The sequence below is a fragment of the Erythrobacter sp. S249 genome (assembly GCF_057364975.1).
The window spans coordinates 2,156,784-2,176,698 of sequence record NZ_CP200287.1 but is presented as its reverse complement, the minus strand read 5'-3'; the positions used below and the strand labels follow the sequence as shown (position 1 = coordinate 2,176,698).

The 19,915-nt window shown below is 59.7% G+C and carries 15 protein-coding genes; 8 read left to right on the top strand and 7 right to left on the bottom strand.

Features of this window, described 5'->3' with window-relative positions; all coding sequences use genetic code 11:
- Position 1 precedes the first annotated feature (1 nt).
- Genes AC0V6V_RS10335 through AC0V6V_RS10320 form a run of 4 tightly spaced genes read right to left on the bottom strand, consistent with a single transcriptional unit; the run spans position 2 to position 6,508 of the window.
- Positions 2-3,325 (bottom strand): amidohydrolase family protein, encoded by a 3,324-nt coding sequence (locus tag AC0V6V_RS10335; RefSeq protein ID WP_486165297.1) that lies wholly within the window; start codon positions 3,323-3,325, stop codon positions 2-4.
- Between the two features lie 52 nt (positions 3,326-3,377).
- On the bottom strand, positions 3,378-3,878 hold the full coding sequence (locus tag AC0V6V_RS10330) for a hypothetical protein (RefSeq protein WP_486165296.1): 501 nt from the start codon (positions 3,876-3,878) through the stop codon (positions 3,378-3,380).
- Positions 3,875-5,161 carry an acyl-CoA dehydrogenase family protein gene (locus AC0V6V_RS10325; RefSeq protein WP_486165295.1) on the bottom strand — a complete coding sequence of 429 codons (1,287 nt, stop codon included), beginning with the start codon at positions 5,159-5,161 and terminating at the stop codon, positions 3,875-3,877. The genes AC0V6V_RS10330 and AC0V6V_RS10325 overlap by 4 nt, the downstream gene beginning before the upstream one ends.
- Positions 5,162-6,508 carry a phosphotransferase gene (locus AC0V6V_RS10320; protein ID WP_486165294.1) on the bottom strand — a complete coding sequence of 449 codons (1,347 nt, stop codon included), beginning with the start codon at positions 6,506-6,508 and terminating at the stop codon, positions 5,162-5,164.
- A 43-nt stretch (positions 6,509-6,551) separates the two neighbouring features.
- Here AC0V6V_RS10320 and AC0V6V_RS10315 point away from each other — a divergent pair, with 43 nt between their 5' ends.
- The gene (locus tag AC0V6V_RS10315; protein ID WP_486165293.1) at positions 6,552-7,943 is read left to right on the top strand and encodes an alpha/beta hydrolase family protein; all 1,392 of its coding nucleotides are present in this window, start codon (positions 6,552-6,554) and stop codon (positions 7,941-7,943) included.
- 337 nt (positions 7,944-8,280) lie between these two features.
- Here the strand turns inward: AC0V6V_RS10315 and AC0V6V_RS10310 are convergent, their stop codons facing one another.
- A complete protein-coding gene (locus AC0V6V_RS10310) occupies positions 8,281-9,051 on the bottom strand; it encodes a M48 family metallopeptidase (protein ID WP_486165292.1) in 771 nt (256 codons plus the stop codon).
- Positions 9,052-9,094: 43 nt separating this feature from the next.
- On the bottom strand, positions 9,095-10,522 hold the full coding sequence (locus tag AC0V6V_RS10305; protein ID WP_486166323.1) for an aldehyde dehydrogenase family protein: 1,428 nt from the start codon (positions 10,520-10,522) through the stop codon (positions 9,095-9,097).
- Positions 10,523-10,617: 95 nt separating this feature from the next.
- Between AC0V6V_RS10305 and AC0V6V_RS10300 the strand changes: the two genes are divergently transcribed.
- The 6 genes from AC0V6V_RS10300 to dcd all read left to right on the top strand — a co-directional run bounded on the left by AC0V6V_RS10300 (position 10,618) and on the right by dcd (position 17,619).
- Positions 10,618-11,403, top strand: coding sequence for a glutathione S-transferase family protein (locus AC0V6V_RS10300; protein ID WP_486165291.1), 786 nt, complete (start codon positions 10,618-10,620; stop codon positions 11,401-11,403).
- A 66-nt stretch (positions 11,404-11,469) separates the two neighbouring features.
- Positions 11,470-12,342, top strand: coding sequence for an S-methyl-5'-thioadenosine phosphorylase (mtnP, locus tag AC0V6V_RS10295; protein WP_486165290.1), 873 nt, complete (start codon positions 11,470-11,472; stop codon positions 12,340-12,342).
- Positions 12,343-12,454: 112 nt separating this feature from the next.
- Positions 12,455-15,601 carry a bifunctional proline dehydrogenase/L-glutamate gamma-semialdehyde dehydrogenase PutA gene (gene putA, locus AC0V6V_RS10290; RefSeq protein WP_486165289.1) on the top strand — a complete coding sequence of 1,049 codons (3,147 nt, stop codon included), beginning with the start codon at positions 12,455-12,457 and terminating at the stop codon, positions 15,599-15,601.
- Positions 15,602-15,627: 26 nt separating this feature from the next.
- On the top strand, positions 15,628-16,155 hold the full coding sequence (locus tag AC0V6V_RS10285) for a hypothetical protein (protein ID WP_486165288.1): 528 nt from the start codon (positions 15,628-15,630) through the stop codon (positions 16,153-16,155).
- Positions 16,156-16,265: 110 nt separating this feature from the next.
- Complete coding sequence (locus tag AC0V6V_RS10280) at positions 16,266-17,015, top strand: DUF5694 domain-containing protein (RefSeq protein ID WP_486166322.1); 750 nt, start codon at positions 16,266-16,268, stop codon at positions 17,013-17,015.
- A gap of 49 nt (positions 17,016-17,064) precedes the next feature.
- Positions 17,065-17,619, top strand: coding sequence for a dCTP deaminase (gene dcd, locus AC0V6V_RS10275; protein WP_486165285.1), 555 nt, complete (start codon positions 17,065-17,067; stop codon positions 17,617-17,619).
- A gap of 51 nt (positions 17,620-17,670) precedes the next feature.
- On the opposite strand, the gene AC0V6V_RS10270 is transcribed toward dcd, so the two are convergent.
- Positions 17,671-18,558, bottom strand: a complete 888-nt coding sequence (locus AC0V6V_RS10270; RefSeq protein WP_486165284.1) for a beta propeller repeat protein — start codon at positions 18,556-18,558, stop codon at positions 17,671-17,673.
- 157 nt (positions 18,559-18,715) lie between these two features.
- On the opposite strand from AC0V6V_RS10270, the gene AC0V6V_RS10265 reads away from it, so the two are divergent.
- Positions 18,716-19,891, top strand: coding sequence for a saccharopine dehydrogenase family protein (locus tag AC0V6V_RS10265; protein WP_486165282.1), 1,176 nt, complete (start codon positions 18,716-18,718; stop codon positions 19,889-19,891).
- Positions 19,892-19,915 lie beyond the last annotated feature (24 nt).

Sequence of the window (19,915 nt, the reverse complement as noted above, 5' to 3'; positions counted from 1 at the left end):
CTTATTGGCTGCCCCCGTCACCATCGCCGTGGTTGTGGCCGCCGCCCGCATGGGTTGCTGCCTCTGATCCGCCCGCATTGCCGCCTTGGCCGCTCTCCCACCAATAGGCGCGCCGTCCGCCAGTGCCGGTTGCGACTTCCTGCATGGTCGCGGTGCCGTACATCCGACCACCGATCATCACGCTTTCGATTTTGTCGGTGTCGCGGATATTCGCGGTTGGATCAGCGCTCAGCACCAGCAAATCTGCCAGCTTCCCGACTTCCAGACTGCCCACGTCCTTTTGCATACCGAGCGATTCCGCAGGCCAGATGGTCGCGGTTTTGAGCGCTTCAACCGGGCTCATGCCGCCGCGCGCAAAGGTCCAGATCTCCCAGTGAGCGCCAATGCCAGGCTGTTGCCCATGCGCGCCGATAGAGACCTTCACGCCGCGATCCGCAATCTTCTTCGCTTCGCGCGCCGCATTGTCGTCAACAAACGCCCACTCAGGCGCTTTCGTGCGCCGCGCCGTCGCCGCGAGCAGAACCTTGGGCGGGGTGTGTATCATCAATGGATGATCGAACACATCGGTCGCCTGCCGCCAATACGGATCACCAGCAAGCCCGCCATAGGTCACGTTGAGTGTAGGGGTGTAGTTCGAGTTTGATTGGCCAAAGAACTGCAGGACGTCCTCGTAAAACACATCGCCCGGCACATTGTGCTCAATGGTGGAATTGCCATCCGCGATCAGGTTCATATCCATCCCGAACAGCGATCCGCCTTCAGCGACGTTGAGCATATTCTCCTCGGCCGCTGCGCGCGCCACCATCTGGCGTTGATCACGCCGGGGCTGGTTGTAGTTCTTTACCGAAATACCGCCCTGCGCCTTGATCCGGCGGACATGCGCCAGCGCATCGTCATAAGAGTCGATCCGCGCATACACGCTCGGTGCCTTTGCGCCATAGATGATCTCCCCAGTAGAAAAGATGCGCGGGGCAAGCAAAGTGCCCGCCATCTGCCGCTCTGCCGAGGCGAAGATCAGGCTCGAATTGCTCGACGGATTGTGCGTAGTCGTGGTGCCAAGCGCCAAATCCTGCACCAGGCTCCAGTTCTGCTGCGGCACGAGGTCGCCCGTACCATGGGGGCCATGATGGTGCGCATCGACAAAGCCAGGCATCACCACCTTGCCGCTGGCATCGACCATGGTTGCGCCGCTCGGGATGGTGACATCACCCGCCGCGCCAATTGCCGCGATACGGTCGCCTTCGATCACGATCACGCCGTTTTCGATCATGCCTGCGTCCTCGGCATCGAGTCCCGCGGCCATAGTCAGCACTTTCGCGCCAGTAATTACGACCGTGCCACTGGGTTTTTGAGCGGTGACCGTGACCGCCATCGAAATGCCGCTGTCCGGCTCTTCATAGCCATCTGCGTCATCATCCCCCTTCGGCGCGTTGCGGAAAAAGTCGCTCACCTGCGCTTGCTTCAGCTCCGGTCCGATCGACCAGAATAGGGTATCTCCCCCGCGCGCCCAGCCGAGATAATCCGCCCCGCCGCTAGACACTTTGGTGACAGGGACCGGCCCCTTGGTTTCGTTTACATCGACCGGCTTACCGCCCGGAATAACCGGCATGGCAAACACTTCGTAATTCTGGCGGAAGGCGATCGTCTTGCCATCCGGCGAAACCTGAAAATCATTCACCAGAGTTCCGGTCGCATGGGTGCGCTTCTTCTCGCCATCCAGGTCAGCCGACATCAGCGCGAGCTTGCTCCCATCGCGGCCGATCATGAAGACTCGGTCACTATCAGCGCCGAATTGCGGACGCGAACCGGAGCGCGCGACCATCATCGGAGCGCCGCCACCGACCGGCTGCAGGTAAATCCCGGTGTTCTCGGAGAATTCAGGCGCGGTCAGATAGCCGCCGCTGCGCTTCTCATAGGCGACCATGCGGCCATCGGGAGAAAAGGCGAGATTGGCGTAGTGCCCCGGCTGGCCGGAGATCACCCGCGCGCCCGAGCCATTGGCGTTGGCGACGACGATCTGCCCCAGCCCCTCATCAGTCCAGCGGACAAAGGCAATACGCGAGCCGTCGCGGCTATAGGCCGGAAACGCCTCGACTGCGTTACCGCCACTGGTCAGCGGACGCGGCGCATCGCGCCCGCGCGCAGACTTGGTGTAGAGCCGCCCAAGGCTTTCAAACACCACCCGCGTGCCATCAGGAGACAATGTGCCGAACTTCGCCATTTTGGTGGCAAAGCGATCAGGCGAAACCTCAATCTCAGGATGCGGCGCATCGGCAATGCCGCGCGTGTCGCTAATGCTGAACGGAATCACCGCATGGCCCGAACCATCGCGGTTCACCCGGTTTAGCTTGCCGCCTGCCCAAAACACGATGGATCGGCTGTCCGGCGTCCAATCCATATTAGGATAGACCCCGGTCACCGCCCAGGTTTCCTGCACATCGAGGTCAAGCGCGTCGTAAATCATCCGCTCCTTGCCGCTCGTGATCTCTTTCACCCATAGCTGCGAGGTGTCTTTATCCCGCCGCACGAACGCGATCTCTTTGCCATCGGGTGAAGGCGCCGGGCGCACCGCCCCGCCATAGCCGTCGACCGCTGTGGTCACCTCACCCGTTTCCAGATCGTGCCGCTCAATCGCGAAGATCCCGGCATTGGAATCCTGCGCGTAGATAAAGGTGTTCCCCGGCGTCGTGTTACGAGTGTAGTAAATGGCGCTGCCATCGGGCGCGAAGGCCGGCTCGCCGAGCTCTTTCTGCAAGGCCTCATTGGCGCGCTTCACCACTTGCACACCGCCGCCGCCTGAGATGTGGTACATCCAGATCTCACCCGTGCCGAGCGAACGCTGCGTGGTGAAGTGCTTTTTCGCGGCGATAAAGCGCCCGTCGGGTGACCAGGTCGGCTGATTCAGCAGGCGGAAGCTTTCCTTGGTCAGCTGCCGCTTGTCAGAGCCATCGGCATTCATCAGCCAAATATTGTTGCCCCCGCCCCGGTCAGAGGTGAAGGCGATGCGCGTGCCATCGGGCGAGAAGCGCGGATGCACTTCCCAGCTCAGCCCCTCGGCAATGCGCTTAGGCGTACCGCCGGCAATCGGCAGAGTGTAAATATCGCCAAGCATGGTGAAGGCAATCGTGCGGCCATCAGGCGAGACATCGACATCCATCCAGGTGCCTTCATCGGTCTCGATCGGCACTTGTTCGACGGTGGCCCCGCGCGGCGCCTCGACGTCCCATTTCTCATCTGCGTCATCCTGCGCGAAGGCCGCGCTGGGCATAGCGAGCATAGAACCGGCGAGAAGGGTTGCGGTGAAGTGCGGTGCGAAGCAGCGCATAATGAGACTCTCCCTGTGTTGGGGCCGAGACTAACGCGGCGTAAGGATATTGCTAGAGCTTGATAGAAGTCGTTAGTCGAATTGCGCCAGCCCGTCCTAAGTCAGAGATCGAGAATGCCTCGTACAAGAGAGGCCGAACTGGATTCTCGCATTTCTTCAAATCAATGCCTTCAACCTCAATCAGTTCTTTGATTTGATATTCCGAAGACCACAACCCACCGTGGCCCGTTTCGCCAGAGACCCTTTTGCCCCGGAACTCCAGCCGGAATGCGGTCGTGGTATAATCCCGGCATTCCGCATCATAACTGTCATTGATCATGGCATCGAGTTTGGTGCCTTCAACTACGAGCCAGCCAACATCACCCCATGCCTTGGTCGAGAGGTCTTCGACGCTCTCGACCTCGACAAAACTCAAGCCTTCGAACTCTGCAAAGAAGATACCGCGTATCACTCGCGTTTCATCGGTCTGAATTGATGTTGATAGAGCTACAGCGATGGCAATCAGCAAGGTCAGGGCTACCGCTATGGTCTGCGAAACCTGTGAATTCTTCACCCCATCGTCCCCTTCTTCGGCCCCAGATAGCCAAACAGATAGGCCGCCACTTTGCGCATCTGGATTTCTTCTGCGCCTTCGGTGATCCGGTAACGGCGGTGGTGGCGATAGATATGCTCGAACGGTTTGTGCCGTGAATAGCCGATCCCGCCGTGCACTTGCATCGCTCGGTCGGCGGCCTCGCACACCAGCCGGTTCGCCCAGTAATTGCACATCGAAACCTTGTCCGAGATGCTCCGCTCAATCTCCTTGTGCGGCATATTGTCCATCTGCCACGCGGTCTTGTAGATCAGCATCCTCAGCATTTCGCACTGCGTCGCCAGCTCCACCAGCGGGAACTGGATCGCCTGATTTTTCGCAAGCTCCTCGCCAAAGGGTTTGCGTTCCCGCGCGTATTTGACGCTTTCCTCCACGCAATAGGTCGCCGCGCCCAGCGAAGACGCCGCTTGGCGAATGCGGTTCTGGTGAACGAAGCTCTGCGCCAGCGCGAGGCCTTTGCCTTCCTCGCCCAGCATTGCACTTTCCGGCACCCAGACATTGGTGAGCGAGAGGCGTGGATGGTCGGTGGGCATGTTGAAGGTCCACATCCATTCCTCAATCTTGAGGCCGTCCGTGGGGTTCGGCACGAGCAGACAGGTGATGCCGCGCGCGTCCCCTGCCTCGCCATCGGTCCGCGCGAACACCGCGCAATGCGTGGCGACATGCATGCCGGTGATCCACATCTTCTCGCCGTCGATCCGGTATCCCGGCACGCCATCGCGCGTTTCCTTGACCGCGCGGGTTTCCATATGGGTCGCGTCGGAGCCGTGCTCCGCTTCGGTCAGGCCAAAAGCGACGCGCCTTGTGCGTTCAAAGCCGCCCGCGATGAACTCCTGTTTTTGCGCCTCAGTGCCAAAAGTGTCGAACATCGCGACGAAGGGGAAGTTACCGACGATGCTGTGTTCGTTTTGCAGATCATTGTGGAGGCCAAGGCCGCGCTGAGCGAAGTGATCACGGATCACCGCCATCCAGAGGTTGGAGCCATCCTTGCCGCCATATCGCGCAGGCGCGGAGAAGCGCCAGTGGCCGGCTTTGTCGGCCCGCGCGGTGGCCTCTTGAAGCAACTTTTCCCAATCGTGATCGGGCAGGCCTTCACGCTCCCAGTCGGTGCGCGCATCCTCACGCCGGTGGTCGAAGAAGCGGCTGTTGTCGTCTTGCTGCTCCAGCGGCTTGATTTCGGCCTCGATAAAGGCGTCGAGCGCGTCGAGATAGGCTTGAAGGTCTGCGGGAATTGCGAAGTCCATTTAGTCGTCTCCGGTCCACTTTTTACGCGCGACGGCGAGCGCGGGGTATTTGGGCGAGTCGACAGCCACCTTTTCTAAGACACTGTCCTTCAAGTCCATCAACAGACGCTTCTCTCCAAGTTCGGATGTTCCGTCCATGATGTCAGAAACAAGACCCGAAGCGCGATATGGGTGCGGGTAAAGCCGACAGTCACGCGCGATTATGCCCAGCGCGTTGCGTGCAACCGCGTGCTGGAAGCGATGATGTCCTGTCATCTGATCCTTGATCGTTTCGAGCCATTCTACGATAGCATCGGCCATCTCTGCGCAATCGGCTTCGCCATATCCAAAAGAGTTGTCGAGAGGCCCGCCCGCTTCCCGGCGTCTCTCCGCCTCCGGCGCATCCTCCTCCAGCAGCATCAGCAGGTCCAGTTCCTGCTCGCTTGTCCGGCGCGAGATCACTACTCGCTCCAGCATCCGGTCCTCGCCGCTGCGCCAAATCTGCGCCATTTTCAGGCAACCCAGCGCCCACCACACGGTGCGGTGGACCAGCCAATAGCGGAAGCGCTCGCGGTCCACTTTGCGTCCGCCATTCGCTTCATAGGCACCGAAATAGGTTTCCAGATCGCCCAGACCCAGCGCAGGTCGATCATATCGGGCGAACCGCCACACTGCCATACAGCCGAAGGCGAGGTCTTCGTGATAGTCACCGAAATGCGCCAGCTCCCAATCGAGCACACCGGTTAGCGAGCCATCTTGTGCAAGCAGGTTCCCCATGCGGAAATCGCCATGGATTAGCGCAGGTTCGATGGGATCGGGGCAATTGTCCTCCATCCATTTGAGGCCCAATGCGATGATCGGACGGTCGCCGCCTGCCTCCTCGAATTGCTGGCTCAGATCAGCAATGGCCTCGCGGTAATCCATCACTGGCACAGCCTTTGGCACGTCGCCGCGTCCAAGCGAGTGGATCCGCGCCAAATTCGCGGCGCATTCCGATAGCAGCCTGCCCGGCTCTTCCATCGCGAGGATCTCTTTGGGGTTCGGCGTCCCCGGCAGTGCCCGCATCACAAAGCCGCTGCCGATCCCGTCCTCCGGCTTCAATACCGCCAGAACCTCAGGCGCGCTCACACCCGCGGCCCGTGCTGCTTCGATCACCGCCGCCTCGGTATCGTGACCAAACGGGCGGTCCGCCATGAACTCTAAGCTGGGCGCGCGTCGCAGCACGAACGCCTCGCCGCCGCTTGAGAACCGCCAGCTCTCCATTGTCGCGCCGCCGGTCAACCGCTCCAGCCCTGTCGGAGCCTCCATGCCAGCGCGCGCCAAAACCCGGCTCAGCCCCTCTGTCAGATCATCGGCGCTCAATGTCATCACTTCCCCTCGCGTCCATTCGCTGTAAGAAGTGCACGCAGAGATGAGCGACGGCAAGCTCTCGCTTACCCGCAATGGAAAGACGGCGACCGCAATGAAGAAACGATACGTAGCGCTGAGCGCGCTCGCCCTGCTTGCAATTGGCGCAGGCACCGCGGCCTATGTCGCCAGCCCAACCGTACACGAGGGTATGGATGGCGAGACCCCGGAGCTGGGCCGCTATGGCGAGTATCAGGTGGGGACGCAGGAAAGCGTGTTTAGCCTGCCGGGCCGACTGACCTTCACAAAGCTGGGTCTGGCAAGCGGGCAGGTGGAGGAGCACACGCGCGAGCTCAAAGTGCGCATGTTCTATCCAGCCAGCGCAGCCTCCGGCGCGGAGCCAATCACGTACGAGCACACCATGATGCCGCCCGCGATGGAGCCGGTGCCGTTGGAGTATACGGGGCGCGCTTTTGCAGGCGGGGCGCCGGTGGCAGACCAGCAATTCCCGCTAGTTGTAATGAGCCATGGCTTCAATGGCTGGAGCACGCAGTTCAGCAATCTGGCGGAACACATCGCCTCGCGCGGCTATGTCGTCGCTTCCATCGATCACGGCGATATGCGGATCGAGGGCGTGACCGATTTCGTTTACTCGTTCACCAAGGTTCTGGTCGATCGCTCTCTCGATCAGCGCCAGGTCTTGAGCCAACTGGTTTCGCGCAGCGCCTCTGACCAGACGGGTCCGTTTGGACTGATCGACGCAGAGCAGATCGCAGTTATCGGCTATTCCATGGGCGGTTACGGCGCGCTGGCGACGGCGGGCGGCGCCTATGACTATGACAGCGATACCTTCGGCCAAGTGCCCGAGGATGCGCTGGCGCAGCTGCGCGAGGCGGCGAGCGAAGAAGCAGGCGTGGATGCCGTCGTCGCCTTCGCCCCGTGGGGCGGGCAACCCGACAACCGCGTATGGAGCGCCGAGACGCTCGGCCAGATCACCGCGCCTGTGCTGCTGGTGGCTGGCAGCGAGGACGACGTCTCCAATTACGCTGATGGGATCAGCTGGATATTCGACCAATTGACCGGGACGGCACGGCACATGCTGGTCTACCGCGAGGCCCGTCACAACACCGTGGGCAATGACTTTGCCGTTCCGGATGATGCGCCATTCCGCGTCGCAGAGTTCCTGGCCGAACCGGTCTGGCGACAAGACCGCATCAACGGCATCAACCAGCATTTCGTTGCCGCATTCCTCGATCTGCATCTGAAGGGCGATGCGGACAAGGCGAGCTATCTCGATGTGCCAGCGCCGAACTCCAATGACAGCAACTGGGAAACCAGTTTTCGCGAACAGCTCAATGGCAAGTTTGCCGGACCGGACGAGGCGGAGCATTGGCGCGGGTTCCAGCGCCGCTGGGCCGTGGGCCTGGATATGCTGCGCAAACCAGCGGGCGAATAGCGCGTATTCGATCCATCAGCATTTGGTCAGCGCTTGGAACACGTTTCGCGTTTTCGAAAGTGTGACTTTTGACGGAAAGCTTCACACTTTCAGAATCTTAGGCCAGGTCATGCAGCGCAAAGTGTGACTTTTGAGAGAATTGACGCAAATGGGCGCCTTGGCCGAGTGAAAACAAACGGTCACGCGTGGGGATAGACGGTTCAAAGAGCCTCACCACACCTACTCGCAAGCCCGCGAGTAGGAAAACCGCGCGCACCCGCATACGCCGGCACAAAAGCAAACGGCCGCCCAGTCTCCTGAGCGGCCGCTGCAAATGTCTTGAAAAGGTAAAGCGCGTTTAGCTCAACTTCTTACGCATCCGCTTGGCGCGCGATTGCGGGCTTGGGTGCGTCTTGAGCAAATCAATTCCGCCGCCAGAGCTCATCGTGCCCAGCTTTTCCATCGCCGTGATGCACGCCTCAGCGTTGTAATTGTTCGCCTTCATGAACTCGAGCGCATAGTCGTCCGAATTGCGCTCTGCCTTTTGCGAGTGCTGAGCGGTGATCACATTGCCGAACATTTTGCCCAGCTCTGAGTTTGCCAGACGGCGCACATCGCTGCTCGCCGTACCAGCCACGCTCAGCGCCGCGTCTTGCTGCAAACTGCGCTTCATGCGCTTCTTGCCGTGCTCCAGCTTCACGTGGCCGATTTCATGACCGATCACGCAGCGCAGCTCGTCATCATCGAACTTGTCCATCAGGCCCGCAAAGACACGCACGGTGCCATCACCCATGGCGAACGCGTTCACGTCCTTCACCAGATAGGCTTTGATATCGAGGTCAAGGCCATCATAGCTGTCGAGCCCTTCGGTAAGCGCAGCGAGGCGCTGACCATAGGGGTCGTCCATTGTGGCAACCGGGTTTTGGCTGTCCATTTCCTCAGACATCTGGCTGAAAAAAGTGACGATTTCCTCGTCAGAATAGCTCGCTGCCTCGGCCACCTTTTTGGCGGATTTGACGACGTTGCCGACATTAAATTGTGCCTGCAAAGGCATTGCTGCGCCCAGCCCTGCAACAGCAGCCACAGCTGCCAGCATGATGCCGCGCGACTTAGAAAATTTGAGTGCCATGGTTTGCGACCCCCTCTTACTAATCAAACTTCAGACATACCGATTATGCCGGAACATTGTCTTTCTTTACAGTAATTACTTGAGGATAGGTGAATTCCTTCAGGCCTTCCTTGCCGTATTCCGCGCCAAAGCCGGATTGCTTGTGTCCGCCAAACGGGGCGAATGGCGACAAATGCATGAATTCGTTGACCCAAACAGTGCCGGTTTCCAGCTGCTCTGCAATCTCAACACCCTTTTCAGGGTCAGCCGTCCAGACCGCGCCCGCCAGGCCATATTCTGAATTGTTCGCGCGCTCGATCACTTCTTCCTCGGTCGAGAACTTCATCAGCGGCATAACCGGGCCAAACTGCTCTTCGGCCACGATCCGCGCGTCTTCCGGCGGATTGTCGAGAATGGTGATCGGCACGTAATAGCCAGAGCCCGATGGATCGGTTTCCCCGCCGACCAGGAACTTATAGCCATTGTCTTTGGCGTCCTCGATCAGCTCAACCACGCGGTCAAACTGCTTCTTGTTCTGAATCGGCCCAACGCCGGTGCCTTGCTGAGCGCCGTCGCCGACCTTCACCTGGCTCGCATATTCGGCGATCGCAGCGGACAGCTCGTCATAAATATCTTCGTGGATGTAGATGCGTTTGGCCGCGATGCAGACTTGGCCTGCGTTCTGGAAACTGGACCAGAACAATTGCTCTGCCACCTTCTTAGGGTCGGCATCCGGCATCACGATAGAGGCGTCGTTACCGCCCAGCTCCAAGGTGATCCGTTTAAGATCAGCGCTTGCGCCTTCCATGATCTTCTTACCCGTCGCGGTGGAACCGGTGAAGGTGATCTTGTCGATATCCGGATGCGATGTGATCATCGGACCCAAATCATCATTGCCAGTGATAATGTTGACGACGCCCGCTGGCACTTTGTCCGCGATCAGCTCTGCAATGCGCAGTGTGGTAAGGGGGGTGAACGGAGAGGTTTTCAGCACAATCGTGCAGCCGGAAAGCATGGCGGGCACGATTTTCTGGATCGCCATCATCACTGGGAAGTTCCACGGCACAATGCCGCCGACCACGCCCACAGGCACGCGGCGCGTGCGGCTCAGCCGGGCATCGCTGTCTTCGTTGATCTCATCTTCCAGCTCAAGGGTGGATTGCGCCGCAGAAATGGCGGCAGCCCCGTAAATCTCGCCCTTCGCTTGCTGGTGCGGCTTGCCTTGCTCGCTGGTCAGCAAGCGGAACAGTTCGTCGGCGTTTTCCTTGATCGCGCCAGAGATCGCCATGATCGCCGCGCGGCGTTCTTCGAGCGAGGTCTTCTTCCATGTCTTGAAGGCGGCGCGAGCGGCGGCGACCGCTTGGTCGAGCTCCGCCTGGCCGCAAGCTGGCACCTGGCCGATGACTTCTTCATTGGCTGGATTGACCACGTCGAGCATGTCGGTGGTGGAAATCATCTCGCCATTGATGAGATTTTTGTACTGGGTGACCATGGGAATGCCTCTCTCGAATCTTTTTTGATTACTCTCGCCGATCTAGGTGGACCTTTGACCGGCAAAGTTCAATTGCATTTGCAGGTCGCACGATAATGCTTGCGCTCGCCAGCGACCGCGATCAATTGCACAGTGCAACCGAAAATCTGGCCTCGGCCCGCAAAGAGGAACACGATATGTCTGACGCTCCAAACGACCTTGTCATTTATGGCAGCCCCGTCTCTCCATTCGTGCGCAAAGTCGCCGCCGTGTGCCTGGAAAAAGGCGCTGGCTTTGACGTTGAGCCGGTCAATGTGTTCGACCCGCCGCAATGGTTCAAAGACATCTCGCCGATGAAGCGCATTCCCGTGCTGCGCGATCGATCAATCGCCACCGAAGGCGTTGATGGCACCATCGCCGATTCCTCGGCAATCTGCGGCTATATCGAGGCCAAGCATCCTGAGACGGCGCTGTACCCGGCAGAACCCTTTGCCTACGGCCGCGTGCTGAGTTTTGAAGAATATGCCGACACCACGCTGGCGCTGGCCGGGGGGCTCGGCATCTTTCGCCCGATCTTCTTTGCAATCACCAAAGGCGAGGAGCCCGATCTGGAGACCGCGCGCGAAACCTGGGCCACCAAATTGCCGCCGGTGTTTGACTATCTTGAAGGCGCGCTGGGCGAGAATGAGTTTTTCGCAGGCGACGCCCTGTCGATTGCCGACATTGCGATTGCGTGCTGCTTGATGCAAGTCTCGCTGGTGGCGGAAACGCCGCTCGATAAATGGCCCCGCTTTGCCGCGCATTTTGAGCGGATGCGGGCGCGCCCATCGATTGCCGGACCATTCGCTCAGGCCGACAAGGCTGTTCGCAAAGGCTTGCCGGAACGCATTGATCTGACTTAACGCTTTCTTGGCGGTTCAGCCCGCATCGGGCATGCTCTTTCGCGCAATATTCAAAGGATGACACGCATGGCCGGCCCATGGACAATCGGGATCATCGGAGGCTCTGGCCTCTACAATATCGAAGGTCTGAAAGAGCAGCAGTGGATCGCGGTTGAAACCCCTTGGGGCGAGCCATCGGACGAGATTTTGTGCGGGCGGATCGGCGATGTGCGCGTGCGCTTTCTGCCGCGTCATGGCCGGGGCCACCCGATCAGCCCGAGCGAGGTCAATGCGCGGGCCAATATCGACGCGCTCAAACGCGCTGGCTGCACCGACATTCTGGCCATTTCCGCCGTTGGCTCACTGCGCGAAGAGCTGCCTCCGGGCCATTTCGTGGTGGTCGACCAGTTCATCGATCAGACCAAGGGCCGCCCCTCAACCTATTACGGTTCAGGCTTTGTGACCCATGTCTCTATGGCCGATCCGGTGTGCGAGCGGCTGTCGCAAATGGCCGCTGATGCAATCACCGAAGCAAAGGGCAAATTCACCACCGGGGCGACCTATCTGGCGATGGAGGGTCCGCAATTCTCCACCCGCGCGGAAAGCCGGATGTACCGCGAATGGGGCGCGGATGTGATCGGGATGACCGCCATGCCAGAGGCAAAGCTCGCCCGCGAGGCGGAGCTGCCCTATGCGCTGGTCGGCATGGTCACGGACTATGATTGCTGGCGCGAAGGCGATGCGGTGGATGTGTCCCAAGTCGTCACCCAGATGCAGGCTAATGGCGATTTGGCGCGCGAGATGATTGTACGCCTGATCAATGCCCTGCCCGATGGGCGCAAACCCTCACCGATTGACACGGCGCTGGATGATGCGGTGATCACCGCACCTGATGAGCATGATCCCGAATTGATCGCCCGCCTGGATGCGGTTGCAGCCCGTTTGATCGGGCCGCTCTAACCGCGCACCCGGCGGCGCTCGCATTCGCCGATGCTGCAAGGGCTTGCGCGGCGATCCATCCGGGTTCAGATCACTGGATCAGTGCAATTATTCAAGGTGCGAATCGCAAGCCGTGACGAACCTTCAACCGCTCGACCGATCTGACCTGCGCCGCGCCTATCGCGCCGAAGAGAACGCCTGCATTGCAGAACGCATAGAGCAGGCCGCGCCCGCCTCGCGCATGCACGCAGCCTCGGCTGAACTGGCGACCCGATTGATCGAAGGCGCGCGCGCGAAAAAGGCGAGCGGGATCGACGCGTTCCTGCAGCAATTCGGGCTCGACACCGAAGAAGGCATTGCCCTGATGTGTATGGCCGAGGCGCTGCTGCGCGTGCCCGATGCGAGCACAGCGGACGCGCTGATCAAGGACAAGATTGGCGCGATCGATTGGTCGGAGCATTTGGGCGAAAGCGCCTCCACCTTCGTCAACGCGGCGACATTTTCGCTGATGCTGACCGGCGAAGTGATCGACCCGCCAGAGGCGCATCAGCGCGGCATGGGCTCTAGCCTGAAACGCGCGGTCAACCGGCTCGGCGAGCCGGTGGTGCGCAAGGCGACCTTGCAGGCGATGAAAATTCTGGGTGGGCAATTCGTCTTTGGCCGCGACATTGACGAAGCGCTGGAGCGGGCCAAGCCTGAACGCGCGCGCGGCCTGACGCACAGCTTCGACATGCTGGGCGAGGCGGCGATGACTTTCGCCGATGCTGCGCGCTACCGCGAGGCCTATGAGGGCGCGCTCGATCGGCTCGCCAAAGAAGCCAAGGGCGGGGTTGGCCCTTCGCCGGGTATTTCCGTCAAACTGTCGGCGCTGCATCCCAAGTACGACTTTCTGCACGCTGATCAGGCCCGCAATGATCTTGTGCCCATCGTCCGCGGCCTTGCCGAAAAGGCGCGCGATGCCGACATCCATTTCACCGTGGACGCCGAGGAGGCCGAACGCCTCGAACTCTCGCTCGACATTATCGAGGCGCTGATGGCGGATGACAGCCTGTTCGTGCGCGCCGATGGATCACGCTGGGAGGGGTTTGGCCTCGCGCTGCAAGCCTATCAAAAACGCGGGCTGCCACTGTGTGACTGGGCCGCAAAGCTCGCCCGCCGCCATGGCCGCAAGCTGTTCGTCCGCCTCGTCAAAGGCGCCTATTGGGACAGCGAGGTCAAGCTCGCTCAGGTCGGCGGCCTCAGCGATTATCCGGTGTTCACGCGCAAGCTCGCCACCGATGTCAGCTACCTCGCCTGCGCCGCGCGATTGTTTGAGCACGCCGATGTGATCCGCCCCGCCTTTGCGACGCACAACGCCTATACCATCGCTGCGATTAAAGGTCTTGGTGCAGACAAATCCTACGAGTTTCAGCGCCTGCACGGCATGGGCGAGGAAGTGTATGATGCGCTCGGCGCCCTTGAAGGCAACAATCGCACGCCGGTGCGCATTTATGCGCCGGTTGGCGGGCACAAGGAATTGCTCGCCTATCTCGTGCGCCGCCTGCTCGAAAACGGGGCCAACACCAGTTTCGTAAACCGCATGGGCGATGCCGATATTCCGGCTGCTGAACTCGCCGGAGACCCAGTTGCGCAGCTCGCCGAATGCGCGCCCTTTCGCAATCCGAACATTCCCTTGCCCGCCGATATTTTTGAAAACCGCACGAACAGCGCCGGGATCGATCTGTCGGACCCGCTTGTGCGCGGCCCGCTGGAGGTTCGCCTCAGCGAGCTGGCGACACAGCAATGGAACGCCAGCCCAACCTTCGTCAGCGAAGAGCCGGGCGAGATCGCGCCGATCACCATGCCGCATGATCTTAGCAGCCAGGTCGGCACGCGCCGCGACGCCACGGCGGAGGAGGTCGATTACGCCATTACCACCGCGCTCGCCATCCAGCCGGGCTGGGATGCACTCGGCGGGGAAAGCCGTGCTGCGCTGCTCGATGAAGCCGCCAATCTGTTTGAGGCGCATTCGGCAGAGTTCCTCTCCCTATGCCAGCGTGAGGCGGGCAAGACTTTGCCCGATGCGGTGCTGGAGCTGCGCGAAGCGGTCGATTTTCTGCGCTATTACGCGTGCGAGGCGCGTCGCCAATTCGCCGAGCCGACCGTTCTGCCCGGCCCCACGGGCGAAGAAAACCTGCTCTCTCTGCATGGGCGCGGCGTGTTTGCCACGATCAGCCCGTGGAACTTCCCGCTTGCCATCTTCATCGGCATGGCATCCGCCGCGCTGGCCGCTGGCAACAGCGTGATCGCCAAGCCTGCCGAGCAAACCCCGCTGATCGCGGCGTTGGCGGTGAAATTGTGCCACGAGGCAGGCATCCCGGCAGAGGCGCTGCAATTGCTCCCCGGCGCCGGCGATGTCGGGCAAATGATCACGTCCGATCCGCGTATTGCCGGGGTGGCCTTCACTGGCTCCACAGAGACGGCGCGCGCCATCAACCTGGCACTGGCAGGCCGCGACGGCCCGATTGCCACCTTGATCGCGGAAACCGGCGGGCAAAACGCGATGATCGTCGATTCCTCGGCCCTGCCAGAGCAGGTCGTGCGCGATGTTCTGGCCAGCGCGTTTCAAAGCGCGGGCCAGCGTTGCTCCGCGCTGCGCGTGCTCTATCTGCAAGAAGATGTCGCCGACGAAATGCTGGCCATGATCCGCGGCGGGTTCGATGCGCTGAGCATTGGCAACCCGCACCTGCTCTCCACCGACGTAGGCCCGGTGATCGATCCCGATGCGCAGGCCGCGCTGGAACGCCATGTGGCCCGGCGAGAACAGCTGGGCGGCACCGTCTGGCGCAGCGAACTGCCCAGCGGCACAGAGCATGGCTGCTTCGTCGCGCCGACCATCATTGAGATTGATTCGATCCTCGATCTAAAGCGTGAGAATTTCGGCCCCGTCCTGCATGTCGCGCGGTTCGCGGCAAGCGGGCTCGACCAAGTTGTTGCCGACATCAACGCCACGGGATTTGGCCTGACACTGGGCCTCCACAGCCGGATCGAGAACACCCGTAAGCGGGTTCAGGCCGCCGCGCGGGTTGGCAATTTCTACGTCAATCGCAATCAGATCGGCGCGGTGGTGGAAAGCCAGCCGTTCGGCGGTGAAGGCCTATCAGGCACCGGGCCAAAGGCAGGCGGCCCGCATTACCTCGCGCGCTTCGCCACCGAGCGCGTCAGTTGCACAGACACAACGGCGGCAGGCGGCAATGCCAGCCTTTTGGGACAGCCGGCCGCGCCAACCCTTGCGAACTAAGCGGGCTTCGATTTATCACGCCGGCCATGAAACGGATCGCAACCCTCATCGTCACGCTACTCGCGCTCATCTGGAGCGGGCCCGCCTTTGCGGCGGTGACCATGCATTTTCACAGCTTTAATGGATCGGTGCTGTTTGGGCGCTATCCCCATACCTTCATCGTGCTGGAGGGGACGCTGGGATCGGGCAAGGTGGTGAACGAGAATTATGGCTTCACCGCCAAGAAGGTCTCGCCTGCGATTTTGCAAGGGCCGGTGGTGCACGACATCAGCGTTGAGAAGCCGAAATATCTCAAGAAGACCAACCGCCATTTCAGTGTGCGATTGACCGATGCGCAATATGAGCGGGTGAAGGCCGAGGTCAGCAAATGGCGCAGTGCGCCGGGCAAATATTACGATCTCGACACGCGCAATTGCATCCATTTTGTCGGCGCAATGGCGCAGATCGCGGGGCTAAAGGTGAACTACCCCGACAATATGTTGAGACGCCCGAAGAAATGGCTGAACCATGTGACGGGGCTTAATCCGGCGCTGGGTGCGAAGGTGATTAAGTGAGGAGGTCCCACTTCTGGCGATCGTTCAGTGCAATCTTCATAGGAGTAGCAGCCATCACAACTCCGAGTTTTGCCAAAGAGGCAGACGTCCGGCAATCCGAAGCTGAGATCATGCTGTTGGCCTCGTTCCACCTTGCGAACAACAATCGCGACCTCATAAACATGCCAATCGAAGACGTTCTAACCACTGAACGTCAGGACGATATCGGACACTTGCTGAATAGCCTTGCGCGATGGAAGCCAACCCGTGTTGTACTCGAATGGGACTTTTCTGATCAGACAGGTCTTGATCAGGAATATCAGAGCTATCTTCGCAGCGAACTCGCCCCAAGCGCCAATGAGCGAAACCAGATCGGAATGCGTCTTGCCAGGCAGCTTGGCCATACGAAAGTGTATGCAGCTGATTGGAACGAGAGCGCGCCCGGCGAATGGTCTGAGTATGACTTTCTCAGCTGGGCCAAGGATAATGGCGCTGAAGATGAACTGGCAAACTTCATCCAAACGGAGCAGGAAGAACTCAATCGCAGAGCTGCTATCATGCGCGGCCAGTCAATCTCGCAATGGTATTACGACCTGAACGCTCCTGATGCGCGCCTTCGGGACCATAGGCAGTATTTCAAACTCGCACGCTTTGGTGACAATACCTTCAACCCCGGCGCAGCATGGGTTGGCAGTTGGTATGCGCGCAATCTGCGTATCTTCAATAATATCCAAACGGTTTTGGAGCCGGGAGAACGGGTGCTGGTGCTCTACGGTTCGGGGCACATCTATCTGCTTGACCGTTTCATCCGCGAAACGGAAGCCGCTCGGCTAGTAGACCCTCGCGACTTCATCGAAGCGGACAAAGACTCATCGGGATAAGATAGTCGCTCTGCTTGCCGGTAACGTGCCAATCGGGAATCAATCACGAATGACTATTCTTTCAGACAAGTGGATTCGCAAGCAGGCTCAGACCAACGGCATGATTGAGCCCTTTGTTGAGGCTCAGCGGCGTGAGGGCGTCATCTCTTATGGCCTCTCATCCTATGGCTATGACGCGCGGGTCGCGGATGAGTTCAAGATCTTCACCAATGTAAACTCGGCCACGGTCGATCCCAAGAGTTTTGACGCGGACAGCTTGGTCGACCGCAAGACCGATGTCTGCATCATCCCGCCCAACTCCTTCGCATTGGCGCGCACAGTCGAATATTTCCGCGTGCCCGACGACGTGCTGGTGATCTGCCTAGGCAAGAGCACCTATGCGCGCTGCGGGATCATCGTGAATGTCACCCCGCTGGAGCCGGGCTGGGAGGGGCATGTGACGCTGGAGTTTTCCAACACCACGCCGCTGCCCGCCAAAATCTACGCCAATGAAGGCGCGTGCCAATTCCTGTTCCTGAAGGGCAATGAGCGCTGCGAGACGAGCTACAAAGACCGCGCCGGCAAATATATGGGCCAACGCGGCGTGACCTTACCGAGGTTGTAGAGTCAGCAAAGTTCAAAGCTTCGGTCTCAGAGCAAGTCCATCAACCTGGTCTTAGGTCTGAGTGATCGAATGCCAGTCCGACCCATCGAACAGTGCGATGTCTGAGGAGCCAATCGACCAAAGCCCGCTTGGCCCAGTGAACACCGACATGCAGGTTCGCATATCGGCTGAAAGAGATTTGAACGGGGTTATCTTGCCATCTTTGAACCGCAAGATGCCTTGCGCTGTGCCAAAGTAGACAGCACCCTCGAAAGCAGTGGCGGACCAGATGTCGATGTTGAAACCGTCATTATCGACCAGTTCCCAATCATTCCCTCGCCCTTTCCAGATGGTGCCGAGCTGACCGGCGATAAACACCTCATCATCTGTGACCGTCCCGGCGGAGAGCATTCGATCTGAAGGTGACTTCGCCTGATGCCAGGTGCCCCCAGAATTGCTCCATACCGATCCTGACCACCCAAAGGCATACACCTCATCGGGGCCAAACCCAGTCACGCCATCAAAGCTCTTAATGCGTTCAGCCTCAGTGGTCGCTTCCTGTGCAATTTGTGACCATTGCGAGCCGTCAAACTCAAAGAGGTGGTTGTCTGTGGCTCCTGCATAGAGTCGCTCACCAATCGCTTCGAGACACCGGAATGTAGGAGGCCGATCACCGTCCTCTTCAAGCACTTTTTTCTTGCCATGCCCTGATCGCGCAAATTGGACAAAATCCGAATGAGGAGAGAGGATCGCAATCCCATCTTTGGCAAGATTGGGCGCAATCCCGGTCGTCACCCATCTGGTGTGCGCAGCGTGCCGCCATTCGCCATCTGGCGTACGATCACAGATGATGGTGTGCGGCGTTTCCCGGATATCGAACTCGCCGTTTTGCGCGGCAACCATAAGCGTTCCGTCTTCGAGTTCGACCCCCGAAAGAAAGACCATGTTGTCCATTGTCATGCCGCGTAATCACTCCTTGTTTTGACACAGGCTTAGAAGAACCATTGCCTATCACCAACAAGGGTTTTGCATAGCGGCATCTTGGAACCGGAGCTGCCGTAGCGGCTTTGACTCTCAGACATGCGAAGCGCATTGAACGGGTCAAAGGAGACAAAACATGGCTAAGACCGAATTCGATATCATCATCTATGGCGCCACCGGGTTTACCGGACGGCTCGTTGCTGAGCATCTGAGCAATCATTATGGCAGCCGCGATGATGGGCCCAGCTGGGCGATGGCCGGGCGCAGCCTAGAAAAGCTGGAGGCGGTGCGCGACGAAATTGGCGCGCCGGCCAGCACGCCTTTGGTGGTGGCTGATGCCGATGACATGGCCAGCCTGGAGGCGATGTGTGCGCGGACCAAAGTCGTACTGACCACGGTTGGACCATACCAGCTTTACGGCGACAATCTGGTTGAGGCCTGCGTCAAAACCGGCACGGATTACACTGACCTGTGCGGCGAGCCGACATGGATGCGGGAGAAGATCGACCAGTTCGGCGATGCGGCCAAGGCCAGCGGCGCGCGGATCTGTTTCTCCAGCGGGTTCGATTCTATCCCCTTCGACCTCGGCGTGTTGATGGCTCAGAAAGAAGCGATGAAGCGCTTTGGCAAGCCAGCACCCAAAATCCGCGGGCGCGTGCGCGCAATGGCAGGCGGCGCATCAGGCGGCACGGTTGCCAGCATGACCGAAACGATGAAGGCGGTGGCAAAGAACCCCAAGCTCATCAACGTACTACGCAGCTCCTTCGGTCTGACCCCAGGCTTTGAGGGGCCAAGCCAGCCCTCCGGCATGGTCCCGACCTATGAGAAAGACCTCGACAAATGGGCCGCTCCGTTTGTGATGGCGGCGATCAACACCAAGAACGTCCACCGCACGAACTTCCTACTTGGCCACCCATATGGCGAAGACTTCGTCTATGATGAAATGGTGCTGACCAGCCCGGGCGACGCGGGCAAGAAGATGGCCAATGCGGCCGCGGAAATGATGAAGAACCCGTTCGGCGCAAAACCGCCCAAGCCGGGTGAAGGCCCCAGCAAGGAAGAGCGCGAAAACGGATTTTACGACGTTCTGTTCGTCGCTGACATGCCCGACGGCGAAAGCCTGCATTACGGCGTCAAAGGCAAGTATGATCCGGGCTATGGCTCAACCAGCCGGATGATCGCAGAAACCGCGATTGGCCTGCTCAGCTGCAAGGCGGAAGGCGGCATTGGCACGCCGGGTTCGTTCATGGGCGAGGATCTGGTCAAGCGGCTCGAGGAGCATGCTGACCTGACGTTCGCCTTGGAGAATTAATCTGCAGGCAAAGCGACCATAAGC

Coding starts and splice junctions, on each gene's coding strand:
- AC0V6V_RS10335 (WP_486165297.1), bottom strand. CDS start 3,325: ATGCGCTGCTTCGCACCGCACTTCACCGCAACCCTTCTCGCCGGTTCT.
- AC0V6V_RS10325 (WP_486165295.1), bottom strand. CDS start 5,161: ATGGACTTCGCAATTCCCGCAGACCTTCAAGCCTATCTCGACGCGCTC.
- AC0V6V_RS10320 (WP_486165294.1), bottom strand. CDS start 6,508: ATGACATTGAGCGCCGATGATCTGACAGAGGGGCTGAGCCGGGTTTTG.
- AC0V6V_RS10315 (WP_486165293.1), top strand. CDS start 6,552: ATGAGCGACGGCAAGCTCTCGCTTACCCGCAATGGAAAGACGGCGACC.
- AC0V6V_RS10310 (WP_486165292.1), bottom strand. CDS start 9,051: ATGGCACTCAAATTTTCTAAGTCGCGCGGCATCATGCTGGCAGCTGTG.
- AC0V6V_RS10305 (WP_486166323.1), bottom strand. CDS start 10,522: ATGGTCACCCAGTACAAAAATCTCATCAATGGCGAGATGATTTCCACC.
- AC0V6V_RS10300 (WP_486165291.1), top strand. CDS start 10,618: ATGCTTGCGCTCGCCAGCGACCGCGATCAATTGCACAGTGCAACCGAA.
- mtnP (WP_486165290.1), top strand. CDS start 11,470: ATGGCCGGCCCATGGACAATCGGGATCATCGGAGGCTCTGGCCTCTAC.
- AC0V6V_RS10285 (WP_486165288.1), top strand. CDS start 15,628: ATGAAACGGATCGCAACCCTCATCGTCACGCTACTCGCGCTCATCTGG.
- AC0V6V_RS10280 (WP_486166322.1), top strand. CDS start 16,266: ATGCTGTTGGCCTCGTTCCACCTTGCGAACAACAATCGCGACCTCATA.
- dcd (WP_486165285.1), top strand. CDS start 17,065: ATGACTATTCTTTCAGACAAGTGGATTCGCAAGCAGGCTCAGACCAAC.
- AC0V6V_RS10270 (WP_486165284.1), bottom strand. CDS start 18,558: ATGACAATGGACAACATGGTCTTTCTTTCGGGGGTCGAACTCGAAGAC.
- AC0V6V_RS10265 (WP_486165282.1), top strand. CDS start 18,716: ATGGCTAAGACCGAATTCGATATCATCATCTATGGCGCCACCGGGTTT.